General features: G+C 44.6%; 22 protein-coding genes and 7 tRNA genes. 28 read left to right on the top strand and 1 reads right to left on the bottom strand.

Annotated elements, in window-relative coordinates:
• Positions 1–17: 17 nt before the first annotated feature.
• Together NFR62_RS02655 and sigE are read left to right on the top strand one after the other, a co-directional pair.
• Positions 18–866, top strand: a complete 849-nt coding sequence (locus NFR62_RS02655; protein WP_251613468.1) for a sigma-E processing peptidase SpoIIGA — start codon at positions 18–20, stop codon at positions 864–866.
• A 53-nt stretch (positions 867–919) separates the two neighbouring features.
• Positions 920–1627, top strand: a complete 708-nt coding sequence (gene sigE, locus NFR62_RS02650) for an RNA polymerase sporulation sigma factor SigE (protein ID WP_251613465.1) — start codon at positions 920–922, stop codon at positions 1625–1627.
• Positions 1628–1686: 59 nt separating this feature from the next.
• On the opposite strand, the gene sigG is transcribed toward sigE, so the two are convergent.
• The gene (sigG, locus tag NFR62_RS02645; protein WP_251613520.1) at positions 1687–2463 is read right to left on the bottom strand and encodes an RNA polymerase sporulation sigma factor SigG; all 777 of its coding nucleotides are present in this window, start codon (positions 2461–2463) and stop codon (positions 1687–1689) included.
• Between the two features lie 168 nt (positions 2464–2631).
• On the opposite strand from sigG, the gene NFR62_RS02640 reads away from it, so the two are divergent.
• The 26 genes from NFR62_RS02640 to NFR62_RS02515 all read left to right on the top strand — a co-directional run bounded on the left by NFR62_RS02640 (position 2632) and on the right by NFR62_RS02515 (position 21689).
• Entirely contained in the window at positions 2632–3072 is a 441-nt protein-coding gene (locus NFR62_RS02640; protein ID WP_251613462.1) for a YlmC/YmxH family sporulation protein, read from the top strand.
• 115 nt (positions 3073–3187) lie between these two features.
• Positions 3188–3652 carry a transcriptional regulator NrdR gene (gene nrdR, locus NFR62_RS02635; protein ID WP_251613459.1) on the top strand — a complete coding sequence of 155 codons (465 nt, stop codon included), beginning with the start codon at positions 3188–3190 and terminating at the stop codon, positions 3650–3652.
• Positions 3653–3661: 9 nt separating this feature from the next.
• The gene (locus NFR62_RS02630; protein ID WP_251613456.1) at positions 3662–3889 is read left to right on the top strand and encodes a FeoA family protein; all 228 of its coding nucleotides are present in this window, start codon (positions 3662–3664) and stop codon (positions 3887–3889) included.
• Positions 3889–6156 carry a ferrous iron transport protein B gene (feoB, locus tag NFR62_RS02625; RefSeq protein ID WP_251613453.1) on the top strand — a complete coding sequence of 756 codons (2268 nt, stop codon included), beginning with the start codon at positions 3889–3891 and terminating at the stop codon, positions 6154–6156. The genes NFR62_RS02630 and feoB overlap by 1 nt, the downstream gene beginning before the upstream one ends.
• The gene (locus NFR62_RS02620) at positions 6153–6995 is read left to right on the top strand and encodes an RluA family pseudouridine synthase (protein ID WP_251613450.1); all 843 of its coding nucleotides are present in this window, start codon (positions 6153–6155) and stop codon (positions 6993–6995) included. Before feoB ends, NFR62_RS02620 begins: the two co-directional genes overlap by 4 nt.
• A gap of 52 nt (positions 6996–7047) precedes the next feature.
• Positions 7048–8304: a DUF975 family protein gene (locus NFR62_RS02615; protein WP_251613447.1), complete on the top strand. Its 1257-nt coding sequence runs from the start codon at positions 7048–7050 to the stop codon at positions 8302–8304.
• A gap of 41 nt (positions 8305–8345) precedes the next feature.
• Positions 8346–9320, top strand: coding sequence for a peptidylprolyl isomerase (locus NFR62_RS02610; RefSeq protein ID WP_251613444.1), 975 nt, complete (start codon positions 8346–8348; stop codon positions 9318–9320).
• A gap of 63 nt (positions 9321–9383) precedes the next feature.
• Positions 9384–10118 carry a hypothetical protein gene (locus NFR62_RS02605; protein WP_251613442.1) on the top strand — a complete coding sequence of 245 codons (735 nt, stop codon included), beginning with the start codon at positions 9384–9386 and terminating at the stop codon, positions 10116–10118.
• Positions 10119–10201: 83 nt separating this feature from the next.
• The gene (locus NFR62_RS02600; protein WP_251613439.1) at positions 10202–11488 is read left to right on the top strand and encodes a DUF512 domain-containing protein; all 1287 of its coding nucleotides are present in this window, start codon (positions 10202–10204) and stop codon (positions 11486–11488) included.
• A 35-nt stretch (positions 11489–11523) separates the two neighbouring features.
• Positions 11524–12846 (top strand): ribosome biogenesis GTPase Der, encoded by a 1323-nt coding sequence (gene der, locus NFR62_RS02595; protein ID WP_251613436.1) that lies wholly within the window; start codon positions 11524–11526, stop codon positions 12844–12846.
• Positions 12843–13502 carry a glycerol-3-phosphate acyltransferase gene (locus NFR62_RS02590; RefSeq protein ID WP_251613434.1) on the top strand — a complete coding sequence of 220 codons (660 nt, stop codon included), beginning with the start codon at positions 12843–12845 and terminating at the stop codon, positions 13500–13502. Before der ends, NFR62_RS02590 begins: the two co-directional genes overlap by 4 nt.
• Positions 13503–13646: 144 nt before the next feature.
• The gene (gene spoIVA / locus NFR62_RS02585) at positions 13647–15128 is read left to right on the top strand and encodes a stage IV sporulation protein A (RefSeq protein WP_251613431.1); all 1482 of its coding nucleotides are present in this window, start codon (positions 13647–13649) and stop codon (positions 15126–15128) included.
• A gap of 77 nt (positions 15129–15205) precedes the next feature.
• Entirely contained in the window at positions 15206–15826 is a 621-nt protein-coding gene (gene rdgB, locus NFR62_RS02580; RefSeq protein WP_251613415.1) for an RdgB/HAM1 family non-canonical purine NTP pyrophosphatase, read from the top strand.
• Entirely contained in the window at positions 15804–16310 is a 507-nt protein-coding gene (locus NFR62_RS02575; protein WP_251613411.1) for a YfcE family phosphodiesterase, read from the top strand. The genes rdgB and NFR62_RS02575 overlap by 23 nt, the downstream gene beginning before the upstream one ends.
• Positions 16311–16394: 84 nt before the next feature.
• Positions 16395–16468: transfer RNA gene (locus tag NFR62_RS02570), tRNA-Gly, on the top strand.
• Positions 16469–16473: 5 nt separating this feature from the next.
• Positions 16474–16550 (top strand) — tRNA-Arg (locus tag NFR62_RS02565).
• 18 nt (positions 16551–16568) lie between these two features.
• Positions 16569–16645 (top strand) — tRNA-His (locus tag NFR62_RS02560).
• 9 nt (positions 16646–16654) lie between these two features.
• A tRNA-Gln gene (locus NFR62_RS02555) sits at positions 16655–16729 on the top strand.
• A 33-nt stretch (positions 16730–16762) separates the two neighbouring features.
• Positions 16763–16838, top strand: a tRNA-Gln gene (locus NFR62_RS02550).
• Positions 16839–16843: 5 nt separating this feature from the next.
• A tRNA-Lys gene (locus tag NFR62_RS02545) sits at positions 16844–16919 on the top strand.
• Positions 16920–17034: 115 nt separating this feature from the next.
• Positions 17035–17655, top strand: coding sequence for an NYN domain-containing protein (locus NFR62_RS02540; protein ID WP_251613394.1), 621 nt, complete (start codon positions 17035–17037; stop codon positions 17653–17655).
• A 66-nt stretch (positions 17656–17721) separates the two neighbouring features.
• Positions 17722–17804 (top strand) — tRNA-Leu (locus NFR62_RS02535).
• Between the two features lie 167 nt (positions 17805–17971).
• Positions 17972–18529 carry a TetR/AcrR family transcriptional regulator gene (locus NFR62_RS02530; protein WP_251613391.1) on the top strand — a complete coding sequence of 186 codons (558 nt, stop codon included), beginning with the start codon at positions 17972–17974 and terminating at the stop codon, positions 18527–18529.
• Positions 18522–19160, top strand: coding sequence for a hypothetical protein (locus tag NFR62_RS02525; RefSeq protein WP_251613388.1), 639 nt, complete (start codon positions 18522–18524; stop codon positions 19158–19160). Before NFR62_RS02530 ends, NFR62_RS02525 begins: the two co-directional genes overlap by 8 nt.
• A gap of 156 nt (positions 19161–19316) precedes the next feature.
• The gene (locus NFR62_RS02520; protein WP_251613385.1) at positions 19317–19508 is read left to right on the top strand and encodes a hypothetical protein; all 192 of its coding nucleotides are present in this window, start codon (positions 19317–19319) and stop codon (positions 19506–19508) included.
• Between the two features lie 21 nt (positions 19509–19529).
• A complete protein-coding gene (locus NFR62_RS02515) occupies positions 19530–21689 on the top strand; it encodes an ABC transporter ATP-binding protein/permease (RefSeq protein WP_251613381.1) in 2160 nt (719 codons plus the stop codon).
• Positions 21690–21734 lie beyond the last annotated feature (45 nt).

Here is a 21734-nt window from a genome sequence, read left to right as displayed (position 1 = left end):
TATGCTATTATATTTGTATGAGCGTATATATCGAACCGTTGATAGTGCAAAACTTATTGCTCACATATTGCATAGGCGCCACCGCTTACCGTTTTACGAGAGTTAAACGCGAGTGGTGGAGACTTTTGCTTGCAGCCATGCTCGGTAGTGCCGCGTCGCTTTTTTACCCGCTAATATCGTTGCCTACCGTACTGTCGGCAGTTTTGAAAATTGCGCTCGGCTTTGCTCTTTCCGCAGTGTTGTTCGCGGGAAAGAGCGGCTATTTAAAGGGCACTGCGGCTTTTTTTATAGCCACGTTCGTATTCGGCGGTTGTGTGTTTTTTGCGGGATGTTTGCGTTATAAAAGCGCTTCCGACGCGTTTAATAAGCCGCTGTCGGTAGGATTTTGCACCGCCGTAATTTCGGCTATAGTTCTCTATAATTTGTTTAGGGCGGTGTGCGCAGTCTATCACCGAAAAACCGATTTGTCGGCAACGTTATGCCGTTACAGCTTAACTTTTTGCGGAAAAGAAATAGACGGGAACGGATTTATTGACACAGGCAACAGGCTGTATGACTCCGTTAGCGGCTTGCCCGTTGTTGTTCTCGGAATAAAGGCGTTGATTCCGTTTATTTCCGACGATGAACTTACGTCGTTACTTTCGGGCAGGGCAGACAGGGTTTTTAAAGGAGCGCGTCGGCTGTCGTGCAAGAGCGTTAGCGGCGTAACGGATATGTGGATTGTTCCGTCCGAAAAATTCGAAGTCTATTTCGACGAGGGTAAGAATATAGTATATGATGTAATGGTCGGGTTGTCCTTTTCGCAGCTTGCGGGCGGCGAAAATTATAACGCCATACTTCCCGCGCTCACCGAAAGCTTTACCTGAACCGCGTTTGTTTTAAACGAAAATTACCGAAATAATGTGTGGAGACGTGAAACATGAAAATCATTGAATTTTTGAAAAGTTTATTCGATTTAAACAATATACCTGACGACAACGTTTTAATGTATATAACAGCGAACGAGGCGCTTCCCACTCCGCTTACGGCGGAAGAGGAAGCGGAAGTTATGGCGCGACTTAGAAACGGCGAACAATCGGCAAAGAGCACTTTAATAGAACGCAATTTGCGTCTCGTGGTTTATATCGCTCGCAAATTCGATAACACGGGTATAGACGTTGAAGACCTTATTTCGGTAGGCACGATAGGGCTTATCAAAGCGGTAAATTCTTTCGACCCCGATAAAAATATAAAACTTGCAACTTATGCGTCGCGCTGCATAGAAAACGAAATTTTAATGTATTTGCGCAGAATGGTGCGCTTGCGTTGCGAAGTGTCGCTCGACGAACCGCTGAACGTGGATTGGGAGGGAAACGAGCTTTTAATGAGCGACATTTTGGGCACAGAGCCCGACCTTGTCAGCAAGAATATAGAAAATTCGGTTGAAAAGCAACTTCTTTGGAACGCGATAGGCAAGCTCGGCGGCAGAGAAAAAGAAATCATGCAAATGCGTTTCGGACTCAGCGGCAGACAGGAAAAAACGCAAAAAGAAGTCGCCGACTTGTTGGGTATATCGCAGTCGTACATATCGAGGTTGGAAAAGAAAATAATATCGCGCTTAAAAAAAGAAATAGTTAAAACATTGTGATTGTTATGTATGGCAATAAAAAAATAACCTTGCGATTTTTGCAAGGTTATTTTTTATACTCAGTCTATGCTTTTTTTGAGTGTGCTAATCGCGTTTTTTTCGAGGCGGCTGACTTGCGCTTGCGAAATGCCTATTTCGTTTGAGACTTCGACTTGCGTTTTGCCCTCGTAGAATCTTAACGACAGTATTTGACGTTCGCGCGGCGAAAGTTTCATCATAGCTTCGCTGATAGACACTCCCGTAAGCCAATTTTCGTCGCAATTTTTCTTGTCGGAAATTTGGTCCATAATCATAACCGTTTCTCCGCTGTCGTGATATACGGGGTCGAAAAGCGACACGGGGTTGGAAATCGCGTCCATAGCGTACACCACTTCGGATACGGGCATGTTCATTGCCGCCGCCACTTCTTCGAGCGAAGCCTCGTTGTTTGTTTCGGCTTCGAGTGCTTGCCGCTTTTGGAGCACCTTATAAGCGGTGTCGCGTATTGAGCGGCTTACTCTTATGCTCGAACTGTCGCGCAAATAGCGGCGTATTTCGCCTATAATCATCGGCACCGCATAGGTTGAAAAACGCAAATTTAGCGACGTGTCGAAATTATCCATAGCTTTAATCAAGCCTATGCAGCCTACTTGAAAGATATCGTCGGCACATTCCTTTTTGCTTCCGAAACGTTGCACTATGCTAAGCACGAGACGCATATTGCAAAGCAGGAATCTGTCTTTCGCCGCCTCGTCGCCCGCGTGTGCGCGGTCTATAAGTTCCATTGTTTCTTTGTGTGTAAGGGTGGGGAGCGTAGAGGTGTTAATCCCGCAAATTTCCACTCTTGTAGCCATAATTGCCCTCCTTGTGATACGGCTATTTTTTACGAGCGGCAATTTTTTTATACCGACGCGCCGCTTTTTTGCCGCGTATTTTGTCGAAGATATAAAGGGGTATAAACAAGTTGTTTTTTTGTTTGCACCATGTTCCCGTATTGCGCATATATATACTTCGAGGTAAGAGCTATGTGCGAAGACGATTTATCTTATTGCGAATTGCGTTCCAAAGAGGTTGTGAACGCCACCGACGGCAAGCGTATGGGGCGAATTGTGGATATTCTTTTTTCCCGTACCGACGGCACTATCAGCGGCATTGTGGTGCCTTTTGCCCGCCGCAGTGTGTTTTCGAAGAATCAAGATATATTCATACCGTGGCGTTGCGTTCAGAAAATAGGCGAGGACGTTATTTTGGTAAACCTTGTTATGGAAGCCGACGGCAGAATGAGTTGCAACCACAAAGAACCGCCGCCACCGCCTCCGCCGAAACATTGCCACGACGGCAACAAATGCGATTCTAAGCCGAGCCGACGCGGAAAAGATTGCGACGAACCGCATCCCGATTGCGATTTCAGGTGCGAAAAATGTATGCTTTTCGACTGCGCTCACCGTTGGTCGCAAACGAATTGATACAAATTGATTGCGTTGCGCAAAAAATTGTTGTATAATATATTTGCTTATATTGCGGTGGCATAATTCGATTGTTTTGCGCATATAAGATATTGAACCCCGAGAGGCGTAACGTATGAAATGCATGTATTGCGGCTATACAGAAAGCAAAGTTTTGGATTCGAGACCTACCGACGAAGGGAATTCGATTCGCCGCCGCCGCGAATGCCTTAAATGCGGCAAGCGTTTCACAACCTACGAAATGATTGAAATGACGCCCATTCTCGTGGTTAAAAACGACGGCACGCGCCAACAGTTCGACGCGTCGAAAATAAAAAGCGGCGTTATTAAGTCGTGCGAAAAGCGTCCTGTGGCAATGCACGATATAGACGCTCTCGTAACGTCGGTGGAAAAGCAAATCAGCAATTCGCTCATGCAGGAAATATCGTCGCGCAAAATCGGCGAAATAGTTATGAGAGAATTAAAACAGCTTGACCAAATTGCGTACATAAGATTCGCTTCGGTATACCGTCAGTTCCGCGACGTTACCGAATTTACCGATTTTATAAACGACGAAAAAATGAACGGCAAAAAGGACTGAGACGGCGTTATGACGCTTTTGGATGCACAAGTAAACACAAAATACAAAGTGTGCGGCGTGTCGGGCGAAGGAAATGCCCGCCGCCGTTTGCTCGATATGGGTTTTACGCCCGAATGTTCGCTGTATATAGCGGGAGTTGCGCCTATGGGCGGAACGGTTTTGGTGGGATTGCGCGGATTTTTGGTGGCGCTCAGAGAAGACGCCGCTTCTTTAATTCAAATTAAGGCGGCGAGTTGATGGAATACACCATATCGCTTGTGGGAAATCCCAACGTAGGTAAGACAAGCCTATACAACAGAATAACTCATTCGCTCGAACACGTAGGTAATTGGCATGGCGTTACAGTAACCGAAGTGAGCAAAAAAATTATGTTCGACCACAACACGGTGAACATGGTGGATTTGCCGGGATTGTATTCGCTTAGCGTATACAGCCCCGAAGAGGGGATTTCGCGCGATAGGATTCTCGATAAATCGAGCGACCTTATAATAAATATTTGCGAAGTGAATAACCTTGCGCGCAACTTGTATTTAACTTTGCAGTTGCTCGAACTCGACGTTCCTACGGTGCTCGTTGTGAACATGATGGACGAGCTTAAAAAGCAGGGCAAAGTTTTAAACTACCGCAAAATCGAAAAGGTGCTCAAAATACCCATTGTGCCGATGAGCGCCAAATATCACAGCGACGTTCACCTTTTGATGCAAGTGGCGCTCGACCATATTCAAACGCACGGCGCCAACACCGTGAACCTCGAATATTTGGAAAAGCTTCCTCTTGACGACGTGGTGTCTATTATAGGCGCAAATGCCGCGAACGCGGGTTTTGTTCCCCGTTGGGCGGCGATAAAAGTGCTTGAAAACGACGCTTTTGTGCTTGAAAAACTCAATCTTAACGAATTGCAGATAAAGGCGCTTGAAGCTATGGGAGATATGCAGGCTCGCGTAGCTCAGGTTCGCTACGAATTTATAGACAAAATCACAGAAGGAGCAATAAGCAGAAGCGTTTCCGACGAACATCACGAAATGCACGAGCACACCGAGCACAACGTGCCTATAGAGCGAGAGGGGGAACCCGAAGAGGAGCGCGACAAAAAGGATAAACACGCAAGACATCACGATAAGCATAAAAAGAGCGAACGCTTAAAAATGCTCGGCTTTTCGCGCATAGACAAAATAGTGCTTAACAAGTATTTGGCGTTGCCTATATTTTTACTTGTTATGGCGCTGATATTCGTAGTCACTTTCGGGTTGGTGGGCAAATTTTTTACTTGGCTTTTGGAACTCGGAATAGATAAGCTAATTTATAATCCGCTGACTAAATGGCTTGTTAAAATAAAATGTCCGGCTTGGATAGTGGGGCTTGTGGGCGACGGAATTATTCACGGCGTTGGCGGAATACTCGTGTTTTTGCCGCAAATAGTTTTGCTGTTCTTTTTCCTTGCGCTTTTGGAAGACAGCGGATATATAAGCCGTGTAGCGTTTATGACGGACGGAATATTCCGTAAAATCGGACTTAGCGGAAGAAGTGCTTTCACTATGCTAATGGGGTTCGGGTGCAGCGCCACAGCGGTGCTTACCGCTCGCGGACTCGAAGACGACACCATGAGAAAAAAGACGGTGCTTTTAACGCCGTTTATGTCGTGCAGCGCTCGTTTGCCGGTGTATTCCACTGTTGCGGCGGCATTTTTTGCCGCAGGTTCTCCGTTTGTTATTTTCGGCATGTACGTTCTCGGCGCCGCAGTGGCTTTGCTACTTGCCGCGTTGTTCGAAAAATGCGTTAAACCGTTAAAAAGCGGAAAATTGTCGTTTATTATGGAAATGCCGCCGTACCGTTTTCCCACTGCGGAACGCGTGTTTCAAATAATTTGGAATAATGCCAAAGTATTTCTAATTAGAGTAGGCACGGTAATATTCGCTTTGAACGTTATTGTGTGGCTGTTGTCGAATTTTTCGTTTACCGCAGGATACACAGTGGGAAAGAACGCAAAAAGCATTCTCGAACTAATCAGCGGTTGGATTGCGCCTGTTTTCAAGCCGTTCGGTTTCGGAAATTGGAAAGCCGTTACTTCGTTGTTGAGCGGGCTTGTTGCCAAAGAAGTGGTAATTTCGAGTATAGAAAGTTTGGGCGGTGTAGAGGCGATTTTCACAGGTTCTCACGCTTCGCTTTCCGCTCTTACGTTTATGGTGTTCACTCTGTTGTACGTTCCTTGCGTTGCGACTTTGGTTGCAATTAGAAAAGAAGCGGGATTAAAATGGATGTTTTTCAGTCTCGGTTTGCAAATAGGTGTTGCTTACGTTGTGTCGTTGCTGTTTTACGGAGTGGGACTTTTGTATTATCTGAACAAAGGCGTATTCATAGGGTGCATTATAGTGGCGGCAGTGGTTGCGGTTTGCATTTCGGTGTTTATAGGAAGATTGCGCGGCAAAAAAGCGTGTCCGTATTGCGCGGGCGGTTGCGGAACGTGCTCTAAAACTTGCAAAAAAACGAATCGGGATAAAAAATGAAATTAAAGTTCAATGTGGAAAGCGGCTGCGAGCTTGCGTCAGAGTTGTGCCGTAGATTGCCCGGTGTTTCGCGCGAGAAAATTAAAAACCAAATAAAGCGCGGCGAAGTGCGCGTGAACGGAACTAAAACGCAATCGGACAAGCCGCTGTATGCGGGCGACATTGTAGAAATATTTTTGCCCGAAAAATTTGCGCCCTCTGAAATTCCTATTGTGTATTCCGACGAATTTATTGTGGCGGTTGATAAACCGCCGTATACGGAATCGGAAGTTCAAGTTCCCGAACTTGTAAAAAACAAAACGGGAAGAGCGGTGAAAGCGGTTCACAGGTTAGACACCAACACTACCGGCGTTTTGCTTACGGCGTCTTGCGAAGAGTCTTATTTGTCGCTTATAGAGGCGTTTAAAAACGGGCAAATTACAAAAACTTATTATGCGAGAGTGTTCGGTTGTCCCGAAAAACGGGAAGATACGCTTAAAGCGTACCTTGAAAAAGACGCTCGAAGCTCGGTTTGCAAAGTTTACGGAGAATATAAACGCGGAGCTAAGGAAATAATCACCGAATATAAGGTTGTGCTTGGCGGCGCTCAGTCGGTGCTCATGCTAAAACCAGTTACGGGAAGAACTCACCAACTCAGAGCGCATTTGGCTTTCGCGGGATTTCCTATTGTAGGCGACGGAAAATACGGAAACGTTGCCTCAAACCGCGCCGCAGGAGCTAAAATTCAAAAATTGAGAGCCACGCAAATTCAGTTCGGGAAGTTGTCGGCTCCGCTCGAATACTTGTCGGGTAAAAAAATATCCGTGCCGCTCGGCGAAGATTTCGCCGACTGCAAATAACATTCGTTTGACTTAAAGGTTCGAAAAGCGTATAATAAATGTTAACGGTGCTATGCGAGTAAAGGAAATTAAAAGCGAAGCGAAAGAGCGGTTTGCGCTCAACAGAGAACACGCAATGATTATTTACGGCGTGGTTTATACGCTTGCTCTCAATATAGCTTTGCTAAGCACTCTTTTATGCGTAGTTTCCAAATACGCTATTTGGTATTGCATAATTCTGATAATAGTGTTTTTATTGCTGTTGGGTCCTTTCGGTTTCGGCATGACGGGATTTTATCTTAAAATGTACAGAGCCGAAAAAGCGGAAGCTCAGCACATTTTCGACGGTTTTAATAAAAAGAACTTAGAACGCGTTATTGTGCTGTTGTTGCTCAAATTTGTTTTATGGCTCGCTTTTACGATTTTGCTAATTGTGCCGGGAATAATCTTTTTGTTGCGCACGTCTATGTCGGTTTATTTGTTGCGGGCAAATCCTGAACTTAAACCGAAAGACGCTTTGAAATTGAGCAATAAGGTTATGAAAGGTCGCACGGGAAAATATTTCGGACTTGCTCTTTCGTTTGCGGGTTGGTTTTTGTTGGGAATAATCACTTGCGGTTTGGTTTTTATATGGGTGTTGCCGTATTTTAACTCCGCCAAAGTAGTGTTTTATAAGCGTGAGCTCGAGGGCGATACAGGAGTATATGTAAATCGTGTTTCCGAAGCGCCCGAAGAAGTTGCGGCATTAACGGAAACCGAGCTATTGGAGCAAGGAGAGGTGTTTCCGAAACTGCCGGAGAGCGTAACGGCGGAAGAACTTCCCGAAATTTCGAACGTAGAACATGAAGCGGTTGAGGCTATGCCTGACGAACGCGTTGTAGAAGCGGAGCCCGAACGGGTGTATACAAAACCGATAACCGTTATATATGAAAAACACGATACGGAAGCCGTGCAACAGGTTTCGGCAAATTCGGGCGGAGAGGATTTGGTAACGCAACCGCGCGTGCACGTCAGAGAACCGTCCGCAAGGGCGTCGGCGCAACATGCGGTTCACGAGCGCGAACATAGCGCGGATAACAGCCGCGCGCGTGCAATCGAACACGACAGGCAACGCGACGGCGAGCGCAGAGGAACCGACCGACGTAATCAAGGCATAGGTTCGGAAGAAATCCGTCGAGCGGAAACGGGAGAAGCTCATGAAGAGTCGGTTAGAGAAAGGCTTGAAAGACTTCGCGCAGAACGAAACGCTTCTAAGCAAGACGGCGGAACACAAAACGACGAGCTTAGGCGCAGGCACGAAAGAGAACGCGGTTCGTCGCGCGAGCGTTAAGTTAAAGATTGAAACAAAAATAACACTTAGAGGATAAAAATATGAAGCGTAAGAAAGATTATTCGCTCACCGCGAAAGAACGTAAGGCGTTGCGCGAGTCTGAGGAGAGCAAAAGCAATAATGTCGCCCGCTCAACCGACACTACGGAAGGAGTCGAGTCGGAGAATGTTCCCGAATCAGTCGGCGACGCGGTTGCCGTAAAGCAACCGATGACGAAGAAGAGCGTTTGGATAATGATAGCTTGCATTGTTTTGGCGCTCGTTATAATTCTTACCGCCGTTTTATTGCTTGTTTTACAGCCGCAAACGAGCAAATATCCGCGCGCCACTTTCAGGCTGAGTAACGGCAGTACGATAACAATGGAAATTTACGAAGACGAAGCTCCGATAGCGGCAACTAATTTTTTGTTTTTGGCTCAAATAGGATTTTTCGACGGAACTATTATATACGACGTGCAGCCCGAACGCAATTTTATGCGTTTCGGCGCTTATAAAGGATACGGCACGGACGAGACCAAATACAAAGACGCCGATTTTATTGCGAACATACCTCAAAAGATGTTTAATATTGTGAACGCCGACGAACAGTATTTCGATAAAGCGGAGAGCAACAAATTTGGGTATCGGTTAAAAAAGGATTTAAACAGCACAACGCGGTACGGCGACGAAGCGTTTGTTGTTTCGTACAACAACGCCAACGCGGGCGATTTCGTTATAAATCTTATAGACAATAACAGAGACTTCAGGGTGGGGACTTCGTCAATCGCTTCCAATCTTGTGGCTTTCGGAAAATTTGCCGACGAGGAGTCGCAAAAGATATTGCGAGACATCTACGCTTTGGATAAAAATTATCACACGGGAGTTAGCAACACCGTAGGAACCGACCCGGTTATTCGTATTGAAAGCGTCAAGATTAGCAATCTTAATAAAAAGAAATGGAAAAACTTCGAGTTTGTGTCTTATATGAACACGGCTTACGATGGAAAAACCGCGTTCAGTAACTGGTATAACGCATAGAGATTGTAAACGTATATTTATAAAGAAAATTGTCTACCATTAAAAAGGGAGGCAATTTTTTTTATGATAGGCATGATATTGTTGGCGGCGATAGCCGTTATGATATTTTTCGGACTGACAGACCGCTTTTTTTCCAAAATGGGAGTGGCTAACTGGGTGGCATTTTTAATTGTGCTTGCGTTTGCCGTAGCCGCAGTTTTTCCGCCGCTTGTTACGGGAGGCAATGTTTCTTTTTCTTATGCGGGCTTTTTTTTGCCGCTTTTGCTCGGCGTTGTGGCGATGTTCGCTCTCGGAGCAAACAGCAGTTTGTTGCGCGCGATAGTGGGAGCTATGGCGATAGCGGGAATAACGGTTGCGTCGAGAATAGCCGTTCCGCCCGCAGGAAATTACGGCAACGCCGTTGCGTCGATTTTAATAGTCGGTTTTGCGGGAGGAATAACCGCGTTTATAATAGGGCAAGGACGACTTGCAATGCTTGCGTCTGTTCTTTGCGGCGTGGTGCTCGGAGATTTTATCTGCGCCATGTTATTCAGATTTGTTACAGGCGCTACGGGAACGTTGTTTATGCTCGGACAAAACGGTATTTTCGATACGTTAATTGTTACGGCGCTTGTTGGCGGAATATCGCTTGAAATAGGCAATTTGATACGACGTTCGGTAACTTCGCGGCAATCCGCGCCCGTAGCCGTTCAATTCGAAGCGGGCGAAGACGTTAAGTTCGATTCGGAAGAAAAGAGGACGTCTATCGACGAAGAGGACGACCTTTTCGAAGATTATTTTAACGACGATGTTGATTGACGCCGCCGTCGTTTAACGGCATACGGTATTGCAAACTTTTGTTGTTACTCCGAGACGGATTTGTTGGACAATCCGTCTTTTTTATGTTAAAATATTTTGGTATGAAAATTCTTTCGGTAACAAAAGGAAGCGTGGCGGAAGAGCTCGGCGTTCGTGCGGGCGAAGAGCTGATTTCGTTCGACGGTTTTCCCGTGTTCGATTTTCTCGATTACGACTATTATAACAGCTGCGAGAATTTTACAATGCGTGTGCGAGGCAAAGATGAAATAGTCGATTACGAAATAGAAAAGTACGAAGACGAAGATTTGGGACTTGAATTGAGCCGCGAAATACCCGTGCGCTCGTGTTGCAATAATTGCGTGTTTTGTTTTGTAGACCAACTCCCCGAAGAAGAACTGCGAAGCACTTTGCGCGTTAAAGACGACGATTACAGGCACAGCTTTATTTTCGGCAATTACGTTACTCTTACAAACGTTTCCGAAAGCGAAATCGACAGAATAATAAGACTCGGACTATCGCCGCTATATGTTAGCGTGCACACTTCAAACGAAGAGTTGCGGCGAAAAATTTTGCGAACCAAGCGTGAAACTCCGAGCATATTGAGCAGGCTCGAAAAGCTTAGCAGGGGCGGAATAAAAATTCATGCTCAAATCGTTTACTGTCCGGGAATAAACGACGACGTGGATTCGACAATCCGCGATATAGAACCGTATACCCAAAGCCTTGCAGTGGTTCCCGTCGGGCTTACTCGCAACTGTAATCCCGAACTTAAAAAAGTGGATTCCGCGAGTGCCGACGCCGTTCTTTCGGTTGTGGAAAAATGGCAAAAAGAATTGCTTGTTAGGCGCGGCACACGCTTTGTGTTTGCCGCCGACGAACTGTATCTTGCCGCAGGAAAGGAATTGCCTTCGTTCGAGGACTACGAGGACTTTGCTCAAATTGAAAACGGGATAGGGCTTATAGCGGCGTTTAAACACGAATTCGACGCGGCAATGGAGAGTTACGAAAACGGCGACGTGGGCGAGTTAAGCATAGCCACAGGCGAATCCGCCGCTCCGCTTATAACGGAATGCGCCTTGAAAGTGCAAAAAAAATTCGGCGGAAAAATTAACGTATATAAAATAAGAAACGACTTTTTCGGTTCTACGGTAACCGTTGCGGGGCTTGTTGTGGGGCGAGATATTTTCAATCAATTAAGCGGCAAGCCGTTGGGCTCGCGGCTTGTGTTGCCCAAAGTTATGCTTAGAGAATTCGGCGACGTATTCTTAGACGGCACTACCGTTTCCGAACTTAGCGAAAAGCTCGGAGTAAAAGTTCAAATTATTCAACCGGACGGCGAGAGTTTTGTTAAGGCTTTGATAAGAGCATAAACGGTTTCAATAAACACGAGGATAACACTGAAAAAATGAGCAAACCCATTGTTGCTGTGGTCGGGCGTCCGAACGTTGGAAAATCGACCTTTTTCAATAAAATATGCGGCAAGCGTATTTCCATAATAAAGGATACGCCGGGCGTCACGCGCGATTATATTGTTGCTGACGCCGAGTGGTGCGGCACCGAATTTACGCTTATCGACACGGGCGGAATTGATTTGCGCACCGACGACCCTATGGGAAAGCACATACTTTCTCAGGCGCGCGTTGCGATAGATATGGCGGACGTTATTTTGTTCTTTACCGACGCGAAGAGCGGAATAGTTTCGTCAGATTACGAGGTTGCCGATTTGTTGCGAACCTGCGGCAGACCTGTGTTGCTTGCCGTTAATAAGCTTGATAATTTCGAACTTGAAAAATTGTACGATTTTTACGAACTCGGACTCGGCGAACCCATACCCATTTCGTGCGAGCAGTCTAAGGGGCTCGGGGATTTGCTTGACGAAATAGTAAAATTGCTTCCGCCTACGCAAGACAACGCGGCTTCGAGCTCGCTAAGCATCGCGATAGTCGGCAAGCCGAACGTAGGCAAATCTTCGCTCACTAACAAGCTTTTGGGTTTCAATCGCGTTATAGTAAGCGACGTTGCTGGAACAACGCGCGATGCCATAGACACGCCGTTTCGGTACAACGGAAAAGATTACGTTCTTATAGACACGGCGGGAATGCGCCGAAAGCGCAGCATAGACGACGACAGCGTTGAAAGTTACAGCGTGTTGCGTTCGCTTGCTGCGGTAAAACGAGCCGACGTTGTTTTGGTTGTGTTCGACGCGAGCGAAGAACTTTCCGAGCAAGACGTTAAAATTGCGGGCTTTGTTCACGAGCAGGGCAAGCCGAGTGTAATACTTGTGAATAAGTGGGACGCTGTGGAAAAAGATTCGTACACCGTGAACAAATTCAATGAGAAAATAAAAACCGATTTGGCGTTTATGAGCTATTTAAAAACTCTGTATATATCCGCAAAAACGGGACTTAGAGTGGATAAGGTTATAGATTTTGCGGAAGCGTCGTATAATAGCGCCTCCAAACGTGTTCCTACGGGCACGCTCAACGACGTTGTGAGCGAGGCTGTGGCTATGAACGAACCGCCGTCTTATTCGGGCAGAAGGCTTAAAATATATTACGCAACTCAGGCAGAAACCAACCCGCCCAAATTTGTGTTTTTTGTAAACGACGATTCGATAGTTCATTTTTCTTACAGGCGGTATTTGGAGAATTGTTTGCGACGGGCGTTCGATTTTTCCGGAACTCCCATATCGTTGGTGTTCAACAAAAAGAAGGAGGACTCTCAATGATTTACGCAGTTAAAATAATTGTCGTGGCGTTGTTGTCGTATCTTGCGGGCAATTTCAATTCGGCAATCGCAATTTCCAAGTTAAAGAAAAACGATATCAGAAAACTCGGCAGCGGCAATCCCGGCACAATGAACATGTTCCGAAACTTCGGGAAGGGTATAGGGCTTTTAACTTTGGGGCTCGACGCGCTTAAAGGAATAATACCCTGTTTAATGGGGTGGTTTGTGTGCGGGGAGGCGTGGCGCTTCGGAGCGGATAAAATCGGATTATATACCGGCGGGCTCAGCGTTATTGTGGGGCATATTTTTCCCGTTTTCTATAAATTTCACGGCGGGAAGGGAATTGCGAGCAGCGTAGGCGTTTGCCTCGTTATAAATTGGTGGGCAACTTTAATTTCGTTTACCGTAGGAGCGTTGTTCCTAATTTTCATTAAAATAGGTTCGATTACTTCTTTTATAATAATATCTTTTCCCATTGCGCTCAACGCGTTTTCCCTTGCTTCCGAAAGCGGAACGCTTGCGTGCAGGGCGTTGTTGTTCGCATTGTTCTGCTTAACTTTATTTGCTCACACCAAAAACGTGTTTAAACTTTGCGCGGGCACCGAACGCAAAGTAATACTTTTCGGTAGGCACAAAAATAAGAACAAAACGACATAACTTTATAAAGAACGTTTTTTATTTTTGCATTTAAATTGCGTCGCGGTTGCGGCGCATTTTTTTGTATTGTAAATTTAATGTCATAATCGGATATATTCCCCTCATATACTCTAATATCAAGTCAGGAAAGGAGAACTGCTATCTATGGAAGAATTCGATATCTACAACGATATTCGCAGCCGCACGGGCGGCGATATCTATGTAGGAGTCGTGGGGCCCGTTCGTGCGGGGAAATCGACGTTTATCACTAATTTTATGGAAAAGCTTGTGGTGCCTAAGGTTGAAAACAAGCATGTGCTCGAAAGAATGAAAGACGAGTTGCCGCAAAGCGCCAACGGCAAAACTATTATGACTACTCAGCCTAAATTCGTGCCAAACGAAGCCGTTTCGGTAAGTATAGCCGAAAACGTTGACGTTAAAGTGCGCCTTGTGGATTGCGTGGGTTATATGGTTGAGGGAGCTACGGGACACCTCGACGGCGATAAGCCGCGTATGGTTAAAACGCCGTGGAGCGATGACGAAATATCGTTTACCGACGCCGCCGATATAGGAACGCGCAAAGTTATAAACGACCATTCCACAATAGGAATAGTTATGACTACCGACGGCTCGATTGCAACTGAGCTTCCTCGCAACGCGTATGTTCCCGCCGAAGAGAGAGCTATAACCGAACTTAAAGCGCTCGGCAAGCCGTTCGTTATCGTTTTGAATTCCACCGTTCCTAAGTCGAAAGAAACGGTTAAACTCGCAGCCGCGCTCGAAGAAAAATACGGCGCGGGCGTTGTGTGCCTCGACGTGCTAAATCTTAACGAAGGGGATATAACGCAACTCTTTGAAAAGGTTTTAATGGAATTCCCTTTAATGGATATAGAGGTGAAAATCAGCAAATGGTTGCAGGCGTTGCCGCTCGAAGACGGAATAATAAGTTCGCTTGTAAGCGAGCTTGTGGCGTCGAGCGAAAGCATGAAAAGAATGGCAGACTATAAAATGCCCGAAGCGTTGTTCGCCGATTCCGATGCGTTTTTACAGCCGCAGGTTGAAACAGTAGAGCTTGATAAAGGCAAAGTAACGTATACTGTTTCGGCGCGTCCCGAACTTTTTTATCGCGCTCTCGGAGAGCAGTGCGGAATGGAAATTGCCGACGACTTCGCGCTTATGTCGCACATGAAATCGCTTGTTCACGCAAAACGCGAATACGATAAACTCGCGGAAGCGCTCGAACAGGTAAAAGAAAACGGCTACGGCGTTGTTACTCCCACAATGGACGAAATGACGCTCGAAGAGCCGCAAATGGTTAAGCAGGGTTCGCGTTTCGGCGTCCGCCTACGCGCTTCGGCTCCGAGCTTGCATATTATGCGCGTTGACATTCAAACCGAAGTAAACCCGGTGGTGGGAACCGAACAACAAAGCGAAGAACTTGTAAAATATCTTATGAGCGAGTTTGAAAACGACCCCAAAGGAATTTGGGAAACAAACATGTTCGGAAAATCGCTTCACATGCTTGTTAACGAAGGACTTAACAACAAGCTTACCGCAATGCCTGACGAAACGCAGAAAAAAATGCGCCGCACACTTTCGCGCATTGTGAACGAGGGAAAAGGCGGAGTGATTTGTATTCTGCTTTAAACCGAATCGGTTGTTTAAATAAAAAGCAAGTCTTTATAAGGCTTGCTTTTTTTGTGTGCGCATGCTATACTGTTCGTATGGAAAAGTTGATTGTTGCAAGTAAAAACAAGTCGAAGATTGCGGAAGTTGCCGCCATTTTAAACGGTATTTTCGAAATCGTTCCCATGAGCGAAATAGGCGTTGACGCCGACATAGAAGAAACGGGAAATACGTTCGAAGAAAACGCTTTAATAAAGGCGAGATACGTTTTCGAAAAAACCGGACTTGCGGCGTTAAGCGACGACAGCGGGCTTGCGGTAGACGCGCTCGGCGGAGCTCCCGGCGTATATTCGGCTCGCTATTGCGGACGGCACGGCGACGACGAAGCCAATAATTCGTTACTGTTGAAAAATCTTGAAAACGTGGAAAACCGTTCGGCGCGGTTTATAAGCGCGGTGGCGCTCGTCAGCAAAAAAGGAGAATGGATTGCTACGGGGAGCGTAGAGGGAAATATATTGCGTGAGCTCTGCGGTTCGGGCGGTTTCGGCTACGACCCGTTGTTCTATTCCGTAGAGCTTTTAAAATCGTTCGGAGTGGCTTCTCCCGAAGAAAAGAATTCGGTAAGTCACAGAGCCCGCGCGTTGCACGCCCTTGTAAAAAAATTGCGGGCTTCGGGCAAATTTTGCGGAGAAAGTCATGAACGAACACAAAAACTATAAAATTGCGGTAATGTCCGATTCGCACGGTAAACGCGGCAATATAGAAAATGTTTTGCACCAAGTAAACGAGTGCGACTATTTTGTGTATCTTGGCGACGGAAACGGCGATATAGACAAAATCGGAGATAAAATAACTGCAAAGATTATTCGTGTGCGCGGCAACTGCGACGCGGTGTCCGATTTGCCTGCCGAAACGGTTTTGAAAGTGGGCGAGACCGACTTTTTAATCACGCACGGCAATTTATACGGAGTTAAGAGGGGATTGCTGTCGCTCGCGCTTCGCGCGCGTGAATTAGGGTGTGCTTACGCGCTTTACGGTCATACACATACGGCGTCCGCGCAACAGTCGCAAGGTGTTACTTTAATCAATCCCGGCGCTATGTCGGGCTTTTCTCCGTCGTATGCTCTCATAGAGGGAGACGGTATTTTGTTTCATGTTGATTTTTTCACACCTCAGGGTGGGGAAAAGAATGTAAAAAAATAAAAAAGAATAAAAATATTTGGTTTAAGAACACGGAAACAGTTGACATAATTTTCGTATTGTGGTATTCTTTTTAAGCGTTAATGCGCGGGTGTAGCTCAATGGTAGAGTTCCAGCCTTCCAAGCTGGCTGCGTGGGTCCGATTCCCATCACCCGCTCCACTCTTGCGCCTGTAGCTCAGCAGGATAGAGCAACGCCCTTCTAAGGCGTGGGTCAGGGGTTCGAATCCCTTTAGGCGCGCCAAAACCGTTACAACATGTGGTGGGTATAGCTCAGTTGGTTAGAGCGCCAGATTGTGGCTCTGGAGGCCAAGAGTTCGAATCTCTTTACTCACCCCATTTAAATTTAGGGGTGTCGCCAAGCGGTAAGGCACGAGACTTTGACTTTCGCACTCGCAGGTTCAAATCCTGCCACCCCTGCCACTTTATCCCGACTGCCGATAGGTCGGCAACCGTTGGGGTGTCGCCAAGCGGTAAGGCACTGGACTCTGACTCCAGCATTTCGTAGGTTCGAATCCTACTACCCCAGCCACATGTGATTCATTAGCTCAGCCGGTAGAGCACTTGACTTTTAATCAAGGTGTCCCGGGTTCGAATCCCGGATGGATCACCACTTAAAACCTAAATCGACAGTGATTTAGGTTTTTTTATTTGCCTATAATCAAGTTGTTTGACATTTTCACATTTATGTGTTATAAAAACATGGTAAGAATTAGGAGGAGTATTAAATGAAGGAGACGGAAGTATTTATAGATGCGGAATATTTGTTGCAAAGTTTGCGAAGTATAAAGGGCAAACCTCAAAATTGCAATATTACTAAAAATGATTTTAAGTGGGAAAACTTTGTTAAATGTATTTCTGACAAGTGTAATGTGAATAATGTCTATTATTATTCTGCTCGTTTGGATGAAACGGAAAACAAAAAAACATTTGACGAGCAAAAGGAATTTTTGGAGAGTGTTGAGAATAGTTTAGCTTCTTATAATTTTGTTTTGCGCATGGGAAAAATGATAAAAACCAAGCTTAAAAATAAGTCAACATGGAATGATGTTCGAAATAATAAAGACAAATCGGATATAACGTGGGTGCAGAAGGGGGTTGATACTAAAATTGTACTTGATATGTGTACTGTCTTAAATAGGAATCCAAATATAAACTCCGTAATTTTAGTATCGGGGGATTCGGATTTCTGTGAAATATTGAACTATTTAAATTCTAAAAATATAGTAACAAAATTAGTAACATTTGCCAGAAAAGATAGCCGTTTGCAAATGGAATTAGTTAATAGTGCGTTGTTGCATCAAGAATTAAATTATCAAAAATTAGTAGATTATGAAATTGTAAATTAAAAGTGTTTTTATGATTTAACAATGATATTTGACATTTTTCGTTTTATGAACTATAATAATATATATGCGGATGTGGCGGAATGGCAGACGCGTCGGCCTTAGGAGCCGATACCTTAGGTGTGTGGGTTCAAGTCCCTTCATCCGTACCATACAAGGGTATACGAACACCCCAACGAGAGAGAAACCGAATTTTCGGTTTCTTTTTCTTTTGTGATTTAAAGCTAAATGAAAAAAAGTGCGGAAAAACAGTTGACGGATTTGATATTATAATATATACTGAACATTGTTCAAAACACTGTTCAAAGAGGGGTTGCAAATGGAAATTAAAGAACAAATTATTAACGCCGCAATCGATTTGATAAAGGAAACTAACGGTAGTATTGATAAAATCACGATTAGGCAAATTGCCAAAAGAGCTGGGGTTGGAGTGGGACTTATTAACTACCATTTTCAAAGTAAAAAAAATTTAATCGATTTATGCGTGCAGCAAATAATCAGTGGGGTAATAGCTCAATCAAAACCGAACATGGAGAAATTATCGCCTATGGAAAAATTAAAGTGTTCTATAAAGGTTTCTATTGACTTTTTAATGGACAATCCCGAAATTTCCAAAATATCGATTTTGGACGACTTTATTCAAGGACAAGCAAATGACAACACTTTTCAAACATTAGAGCGATACTATTTTTATGCAAATAACTTACGGTTAAAAGAAGATGTTTTTTTCAAAGCCGTATTTTTAATACACGGGTTGCAAGGAATATTTTTGCGCTCGAAATTGTATAAAGATAAATTCGATTTTTCGGATAAAATGCAAAGGGACAGTTTGATTGATAATTTGGTTGAAAAAATTTTCGGAGTGGAAAATGAATAAAAAAATCGGCGTTGCCTCGTCGGTTATAATGAGTTGCATGATTGTGATTTTCTTGACTTGTTTAATCGTAGCGCTATTTACTAAAAATGTGATTACTGAAAATTTAAGTTACGGGACTTGTACTGTTCTTTCGTGGTGCTATGTAGCGACTGTATGCGTATATTCTTGCTATGCTCATAAAGAACGGTCCGCAGCTGCAAAAATCGGCATTGCCACAGGTGTAATTTATTCAACGCTTGTTAGCATAGTGTATTTTACTCAAATAACTACCGTTCTGTATAAATTGGTTGATGAAAAAATTTTGCAGGCTTTTTCCTTTTCTTCGTTAGGCAGTTGGCTGTTTAATATTGACCTTTTGGGGTACGGGTTGCTTGCAATTTCCACTTTTTTTGTCGGGCTGACATTAAAACCGAGAAATAAAATTGATAAAGCGTTAAAGTTGCTTTTGATGTTACACGGAGCTTTTTTTGTTTGTATGTTCTTTCCCGTTATGCCTTTACCTGCAACTAATCAAGGCAGCGGCGGCACAGTGGCGCTAATATGTTGGTGTTTGTTCTTTTTGCCTATTTGTGTTTTATCAACTTTACATTTTAAAAAATTACACGATAATAATTTAAAGGAAAGCATATAATTTTGCTCCGTGTATGTGCGAGATATAAATATTTGAGAATAGTGAAGAAACTTAACAACCGAATAAAAGCCATTGCAAGATAGGATTAGTTAGCCGCGAACGTATAGTTTATCGGCTACGGTAATTTAAACGTTCTCCGGTTGCCTTGATTACTATGTGGACGGACATGAGTTCTCGTATTGCGGCAGTACTTTGGGAAAGGAATATGGTGAGGTTTCGCATACGTTCAGCGGCTTGACAACGTCTTCGTTTAGTAATATACTTGTGTTGCGGTATGGTGCGTCGGGTACGGGCAACGACGATTGGATGAATAAGGAAGTCCGCGTAAAAATAGTGTATCACAAATAAAACAAACGGCGAGAGGATTGTATGTTAGAACTGAAAAACATTTCTAAGGTATACAAATCCAAAAAGCGGAAGTCGCAGGCATTAAACGACATAAGCGTTTCTTTCGGCGAAAGCGGGCTTGTGTGCGTAGTAGGCGAATCGGGTAGCGGAAAAACCACGCTTCTCAATATTTTGGGGTTGCTCGATTCGCCCACCTGCGGCGAACTGTTTTTGGATGGAACAAACGTTAACGAGCTTTCCGAAAAGAAAAAAGACGAGTTTCGTTCGAATAAGCTCGGGTTTATATTTCAAGATTTGAATTTGGTTGAGAGCTACACTGTTAGGCAAAACTTACAACTTGTGAGCGAACATGACGATATAGAGACGTCGCACGGAGAGCTTATCGAATTGCTTGGCATCGGGGAACTTTTGGATAAACTTCCGAAAGAAATATCGGGCGGACAGCGTCAGCGCGTGGCGATTGCCAGAGCTCTCATAAAGGGGAGCAAGATTTTGCTGTGCGACGAACCTACGGGCTCGCTCGACCCAACAAATGCGCGAAAAATCTTTGAAACGCTAAAAGAGATTTCAAAGCAAAAGCTTGTTGTGGTTGTGTCGCACGACGTAGATACTGCAAGCAAATATGCCGATAGAATTATAGAAATCGAGAACGGGAAAATAGTCTCGGATAAATTGACTGGCGAAGAACGGGAAAAAGACCGAGAATTACGGCAAGAGGGAGAGAAAGAGCATAAAGCGATTGTGTCGAAGCGGCGCAAAGCAAAACAACTGTTCGGAATAGCGGCGCGGTATGCAAAACTGAAACCTGTGCGATTCGCGTTTATGTCGGTAACGGCATTGCTCATATTTGTAATGCTGTCGCTTTTAACCGCTATAGCATCGTATAACGAAAACTCGCTCATTGCGCGCACAATGCATTCGCAAGGCGCCGACTATTTTTCGGTAACGAAGCAAGTTTACGGCGTGTATGACGAGACCGAATACGGAGTGTCGGGATACATAGGTCATATAAAAATGACCGAACTCGAAGCGGAGCAGCTTGAAAAAGATTTCGGAACGGAAGCGGACAGAGTATACACATATCATAAAGGTGACTTAAAGAGTGTGTCCTATGACAATAACAGCCATCCGTCTGTACCCGGTTTTTACAGTACGACTATTCAAGGAAGCGTGGAGCTTACAAACGAATTTATAGATAAATACGGCTATACGCTTTACGGACGGTTGCCGCAAGAGACGAACGAAGCTGTGCTCAGCGAATATGCTTTTAGGCTGTTTAAATTTGGAGGATATATGCCCGACGGATACGATAAAGAAACAATTCCCATAAATACTCGCGACGACCTAATAGGCAAAGAAATAAGAGTCGATAGGAACTCGGATTATAAGAGTTTTACAGTTGTCGGAATTCTGGATACTAATCTCGATTACGAACGTTATGATTTTATGGGAGAACGTTTGGACGATGAATTGAAATTCCGTTATAGCGAATTTGAAAGCGTATACGAGATTAGTCCGCATGCAGTGCTTTATGTTGCCGAAAATTATATCGAACGCTTGGAGCTTGATAAAAATTCTATTGCGCATGTTTTTATTAAGCCCGCATCTACGGTTAAAGGCATTAAAAAGCAGCTTGCGGTAGGCGATTTGAAAATGCGAGATAATTTACCGCCTCCGAATGCCGACAACGAAACGAACGAATATTGTTTTTATAAGTTGCGAAACGAAATAGTTTACGGTGTTAAAGCGGTGAATGCCGTATTCGAAACCGTTGCCAAAGTGGTGGGAATAGCCGCCGTAGTTTTTGCCGTTATTTTGGTGCTTTTAATATTAAACTATTTCAGCGGCGTAATTTCCGACAGAATAAAAGACGTGGGAGTGTTGCGCACAAACGGCTTTTCCAAATGGCAAATATGCTTGCTGTTTATATTCGAAGCGCTCATTCTTTCAGCTTTTATAGTGGTGGCGTCAATTATATTTTCCGCAATAGTGCTCAGCGTTGGCGGGCATGTGTTTAAGAGTTTTTTCGATTTGTTATTCTTTCCGGTGAGTTTTTCGATTTTGCAACCTTTAATCATAATAGGTTTGCAGGTGGCGTTTTCAACGCTTGGAATTTTAATACCGTTAATACGACTTATGCGAAAAAAGCCTGTGGAAATCATAAACGCAGGCAAGCAATAAAAATTTTCGCTAAAAAAAGCCGCGCCGCACGGAGCGCGGCTTTTT

The sequence above is a fragment of the Pumilibacter muris genome (genome assembly GCF_943193045.1).
In the GTDB taxonomy this organism is placed as follows: Bacteria; Bacillota; Clostridia; order Christensenellales; family Pumilibacteraceae; genus Pumilibacter; species Pumilibacter muris.
This window is presented reverse-complemented; position numbering and strand designations above follow the sequence as displayed.

Bases quoted from the DNA above. Each gene is read 5' to 3' on its own strand.
- NFR62_RS02655 (WP_251613468.1), top strand. From the start codon at position 18: ATGAGCGTATATATCGAACCGTTGATAGTGCAAAACTTATTGCTCACA.
- sigE (WP_251613465.1), top strand. From the start codon at position 920: ATGAAAATCATTGAATTTTTGAAAAGTTTATTCGATTTAAACAATATA.
- NFR62_RS02640 (WP_251613462.1), top strand. From the start codon at position 2,632: ATGTGCGAAGACGATTTATCTTATTGCGAATTGCGTTCCAAAGAGGTT.
- nrdR (WP_251613459.1), top strand. From the start codon at position 3,188: ATGAAATGCATGTATTGCGGCTATACAGAAAGCAAAGTTTTGGATTCG.
- NFR62_RS02630 (WP_251613456.1), top strand. From the start codon at position 3,662: ATGACGCTTTTGGATGCACAAGTAAACACAAAATACAAAGTGTGCGGC.
- feoB (WP_251613453.1), top strand. From the start codon at position 3,889: ATGGAATACACCATATCGCTTGTGGGAAATCCCAACGTAGGTAAGACA.
- NFR62_RS02620 (WP_251613450.1), top strand. From the start codon at position 6,153: ATGAAATTAAAGTTCAATGTGGAAAGCGGCTGCGAGCTTGCGTCAGAG.
- NFR62_RS02615 (WP_251613447.1), top strand. From the start codon at position 7,048: ATGCGAGTAAAGGAAATTAAAAGCGAAGCGAAAGAGCGGTTTGCGCTC.
- NFR62_RS02610 (WP_251613444.1), top strand. From the start codon at position 8,346: ATGAAGCGTAAGAAAGATTATTCGCTCACCGCGAAAGAACGTAAGGCG.
- NFR62_RS02605 (WP_251613442.1), top strand. From the start codon at position 9,384: ATGATAGGCATGATATTGTTGGCGGCGATAGCCGTTATGATATTTTTC.
- NFR62_RS02600 (WP_251613439.1), top strand. From the start codon at position 10,202: ATGTTAAAATATTTTGGTATGAAAATTCTTTCGGTAACAAAAGGAAGC.
- der (WP_251613436.1), top strand. From the start codon at position 11,524: ATGAGCAAACCCATTGTTGCTGTGGTCGGGCGTCCGAACGTTGGAAAA.
- NFR62_RS02590 (WP_251613434.1), top strand. From the start codon at position 12,843: ATGATTTACGCAGTTAAAATAATTGTCGTGGCGTTGTTGTCGTATCTT.
- spoIVA (WP_251613431.1), top strand. From the start codon at position 13,647: ATGGAAGAATTCGATATCTACAACGATATTCGCAGCCGCACGGGCGGC.
- rdgB (WP_251613415.1), top strand. From the start codon at position 15,206: ATGGAAAAGTTGATTGTTGCAAGTAAAAACAAGTCGAAGATTGCGGAA.
- NFR62_RS02575 (WP_251613411.1), top strand. From the start codon at position 15,804: ATGAACGAACACAAAAACTATAAAATTGCGGTAATGTCCGATTCGCAC.
- NFR62_RS02540 (WP_251613394.1), top strand. From the start codon at position 17,035: ATGAAGGAGACGGAAGTATTTATAGATGCGGAATATTTGTTGCAAAGT.
- NFR62_RS02530 (WP_251613391.1), top strand. From the start codon at position 17,972: ATGGAAATTAAAGAACAAATTATTAACGCCGCAATCGATTTGATAAAG.
- NFR62_RS02525 (WP_251613388.1), top strand. From the start codon at position 18,522: ATGAATAAAAAAATCGGCGTTGCCTCGTCGGTTATAATGAGTTGCATG.
- NFR62_RS02515 (WP_251613381.1), top strand. From the start codon at position 19,530: ATGTTAGAACTGAAAAACATTTCTAAGGTATACAAATCCAAAAAGCGG.